The sequence below is a fragment of the Herpetosiphon gulosus genome (assembly GCF_039545135.1).
Lineage (GTDB): Bacteria > Chloroflexota > Chloroflexia > Chloroflexales > Herpetosiphonaceae > Herpetosiphon > Herpetosiphon gulosus.
The window spans coordinates 1-3,548 of record NZ_BAABRU010000070.1 but is presented as its reverse complement, the minus strand read 5'-3'; the positions used below and the strand labels follow the sequence as shown (position 1 = coordinate 3,548).

4 protein-coding genes and 1 pseudogene are annotated in these 3,548 nt (G+C 58.4%); 4 read left to right on the top strand and 1 reads right to left on the bottom strand.

Translation table 11 applies throughout. The annotated features are described in order from the left end of the window. Nucleotides 1-376 precede the first annotated feature (376 nt). The 4 genes from ABEB26_RS26680 (at nucleotide 377) to ABEB26_RS26665 (ending at nucleotide 2,882) form a co-directional block, all read left to right on the top strand. Nucleotides 377-1,375 (top strand): peptidoglycan DD-metalloendopeptidase family protein, encoded by a 999-nt coding sequence (locus tag ABEB26_RS26680; RefSeq protein WP_345725138.1) that lies wholly within the window; start codon nucleotides 377-379, stop codon nucleotides 1,373-1,375. Nucleotides 1,376-1,658: 283 nt separating this feature from the next. Beyond that, nucleotides 1,659-2,243: a sialidase family protein gene (locus ABEB26_RS26675; protein ID WP_345725137.1), complete on the top strand. Its 585-nt coding sequence runs from the start codon at nucleotides 1,659-1,661 to the stop codon at nucleotides 2,241-2,243. Further along, complete coding sequence (locus ABEB26_RS26670; protein ID WP_345725136.1) at nucleotides 2,216-2,338, top strand: hypothetical protein; 123 nt, start codon at nucleotides 2,216-2,218, stop codon at nucleotides 2,336-2,338. Before ABEB26_RS26675 ends, ABEB26_RS26670 begins: the two co-directional genes overlap by 28 nt. 37 nt (nucleotides 2,339-2,375) lie before the next feature. Continuing rightward, nucleotides 2,376-2,882, top strand: coding sequence for a hypothetical protein (locus tag ABEB26_RS26665; protein ID WP_345725135.1), 507 nt, complete (start codon nucleotides 2,376-2,378; stop codon nucleotides 2,880-2,882). Between the two features lie 163 nt (nucleotides 2,883-3,045). On the opposite strand, the pseudogene ABEB26_RS26660 reads toward ABEB26_RS26665, so the two are convergent. Next, a pseudogene (locus tag ABEB26_RS26660) lies at nucleotides 3,046-3,402 on the bottom strand (formylglycine-generating enzyme family protein); the annotation flags it as partial. Nucleotides 3,403-3,548 lie beyond the last annotated feature (146 nt).

Sequence of the window (3,548 nt, the reverse complement as noted above, 5' to 3'; positions counted from 1 at the left end):
GTACTCACACGGCTTGCGGCCCTCATCCAGCGCTGGGCGACGACGAACAAACGGCATCAGCCACCAACCACGGCTCAGCGCTTACGGGCATTAACGGCATCATGACCCTAAGCTTGATGCGCATGGGGAATTTACAGTTAAGCCCTTGATCGGATTCGCGTTCTTTATCGCCGTGTCCGATGGGTTTTCGCTGTCTTTGGTGTCGCCAAAAGCAACGGCTTCAGTACAGATTCCGGCCAGCATTGACCACGCCGATAGTGAAAAGCCGCGTATCCCATTTCCGAATCCGGTATCATCAGCGACACGGCGTGATCCGCGCGTGGATGGTGTCGATAATGGACCGCGACTGGTCACGCCAATGCAGGAATCAGGGCCAATGTTCGTCGATGCGTATGTGATCCAACCACACGATACGCTCCGTGCCATTGCCACACGGTACGGTCTCCGCGTGGAATCGTTGGTTGGCTCGAACACGCTCGGCGCATGGATCGCGATTGGTGATACGATTCGTATTCCTCGCCGTGATGGGGTGGTTCATACGGTTGCCGTCGAGGAAACGTTAAATCAGATCGCCCAAGCGTATCAGGTCGATGCTGCCATGATCCGAACCTACGCACCAAATCAGCTTGATCGCGGACAGGCGCTTCGACTAGGCCAAGAACTCTTTATTCCAGAGGCGCTGGTACCGGTCAATCGGTGGCCCCATAGGGATCTGGCTGATAGAGCCGCAACACCGATGGTCGTGGTTCAAAGGGATGCGCGACTGTGGAGTGGGCCAGGGACGGTCTATACACGAAGCGCAACGGTTCAGCGCGGTGTGCAGCTGCGGGTGGTCGCGCAACACGATGGATGGCTCCAAGTCCAAGCAGACGTTGGTATCGTGTGGATTGAGCAGCAGCAGATCCAAGCATCCGTTGGTGAGATCGAGAGCGTCCCCGAAGCCACCGACCTGCCGCCAGAACCACCAACCTGGTTCTGGCCAACGATTGGTGCGGTATCGTCCCCATTCGGCCATCGTGCGCTCACGGTCAATGGTGGGACATTTCATAATGGCATTGATATTGCCAACCGTGAAGGGACTCCCATTTATGCGATTCGTCGCGGTACCGTCATCGAGGCTGGCTGGTGTCGTGGCTTCGGTTATTGTGTGAAACTGCAGCATGACGATGGCTTTGCCTCAACCTATGGGCATATGATGAGTCAGCCACCGGTTGTTACAGGACAATGGGTTGATGGTGGGGAGCCTATCGGACTGATGGGAACCACCTATGACGCTGCGGGGGGAGGATACTCGACTGGACCACATCTCCATTTGACACTGAAGGCCGATGGACAAGCCGTTGATCCGCTCCGTTGGCTTCCATCATCGCGATAAAGACGGAACCCACGGGTGTACGATATGAGGTAAAGTAGACATAATAAATTTTTCATATCTAATAATCCCACAAGCCAATGTGGAGTACGCCAACGATTCGTTCTATAAGGGCCATAGTACATACATGATGATCAGACCTCCATCGGCGAAGGTGTACATCAATATCGGGGGCATTCGCGGCCTGGCCACGGCGCTCGACGAGCACGGCTATGCCCATACCAGCTACCTCCGCGCCAGCGAGTTTATGGCCGAGGCCAGTCACAGTGCGCTGATTGTCCACGGCGTGACGCAGGCAGGCGACCGCTATGAGCGACGGTTGTGGCAGGGCGAGCCGAGTGCAGGCCCAACGGCAATCATGGCGCGCCAAGGCCGGATTATCGTCGCGGCCACGCTCGCTGGAACGGTGCGGCTGTGGGAAAGTCGCGATAGCGGGGTGACATGGAATGCCGTGACCAGTCCGGTGCATGCGAGCGTGGCGCAACTGGCTATCCTGCCTGATGGCCGCGCCGTGCTGGCGTTGCTCATGCGCACGGGGATGCAGTTTCACCTGACCATCGCAACCGAAACGACGGCAGGCAGTGGCACATGGCAACAGGCTAACCCCTTGCCAAGCAGCGCTAGTGCAGTATTGACCATGTGGCAGCGGGACGACGTGCGCACCGATCAGGCAGGCATGCCGTCGCTGGTGATCGCGCAGGGCATGGCGGGTGGCGTGCAGCTTGCCATAACGCAGGACGGGACAACGTGGCAACCGCAGACTATTGCCAGTGCCACCCCGCATGCGCTCGCCCTGAGCGCCGTCGGGGATCGACTGGTCGTGGTGCATGAGCAGTATGGGATATGGCAACGATTCAAGCAATCGATGTAATGGTCAAAGAGCTGTTGCACGGTCACTCAATCTTTGTCGTCCAGCAAACGGTGGCACGAACAAACGCTGATAGCGGGCTGAACGCCGCATCGTGAATCACGCGGAATGTGCAAAGGGCGTTTGACCATTACAGTGACTAATCGAATCGTTGCCATACCCCAGTATGGCGCACGGGTGCTGTGGTTGGCCAGTTCGACCTTGTACGAGGATTGGCAGGTGACGCGGCTGAGTACGCCGCCCTCGGTGATTGTTGAGGCCAATCCCCTGCTCCACGACCCCCAAACGAAGACGGTGATGCTGCTGACGACCTGCCGCTTTCCGGATCGACCATTCGGCAGCTACCGGGCGCAACTCTGCCTGAGTCGCGTCGCAGTGGACGATCTGCACACGGCGAGCGCGTGGGAACGGCAGTGGACTGAACCGTGGACTCCTATCGCCATGGCCCAACCGCATACCGCGCAAGCCGGAGCGGTGGTGGTGACCCACGGGATGCAAGCCCATGTGATGTGGGTTGGCCAATATATTCCCAGTGATTTCCTACATATTAACGCGACGCAGGCGGGCTTTGTCACGACGAGTGAGGCCATGGCCACGACCGTGCGGATTCCGGCGTTGGCGCGGCTGGATGGGGCACGCTGAAGGATTGATTGGTCGGATAATCAATCCTTCGCTGATGGCGCTTTTCTGTGGCAGAGGCCGCGCAAAAAAATCGCGGGGGCGCAGCCGTCGTCGTCCACGCCACCGCCGTCGTTCACACCCCGCTACCCGCAGCATATCCCTCACATCCAACAGCAACCAGCATTCAGGATGCAGGATGCAGAACCACTGAACGAGGGGCTACAAGACAACGAAATCCTTGGAGGCTGTCGTCGCCGTAGGGAAGATCCCTGCCACGCGCCGCGCAACGAACATCTGGGCTTGTGGTATAGTATGCGCCACCCCGCAGTACCATCAGGTTGGTACTATCCGCAAGCACCTGCTGGCTATCGCCACCATTGTCCTGATACCGCGTGGCAGTCCACTCCCACAGGTTCCCAACGCTATCCAGTGCTCCACAGGCCGCTTGCCCAACCAGCCCTAAACCAACCGATAGCGGGCGACCTTCGTCACGTCGATCATAGACCGCATGCTCTGGTGTGGCAGGCTGCTCGCCCCACGGGTAGGTGTGGCGCTGGCCGTGGGACTGTCAAGTAGATTGTGTATTTCGCCCCATTACCCCGGAAAGCGTCCGTCAAAGCGAATGGCCAATTGGTTGCGAATCCGTGCCCAGTTTGGCAGCGTGACCCATTTTGCAGTGATATCGCG

Bases quoted from the DNA above. Each gene is read 5' to 3' on its own strand.
- ABEB26_RS26680 (WP_345725138.1), top strand. From the start codon at position 377: ATGTTCGTCGATGCGTATGTGATCCAACCACACGATACGCTCCGTGCC.
- ABEB26_RS26670 (WP_345725136.1), top strand. From the start codon at position 2,216: ATGGCAACGATTCAAGCAATCGATGTAATGGTCAAAGAGCTGTTGCAC.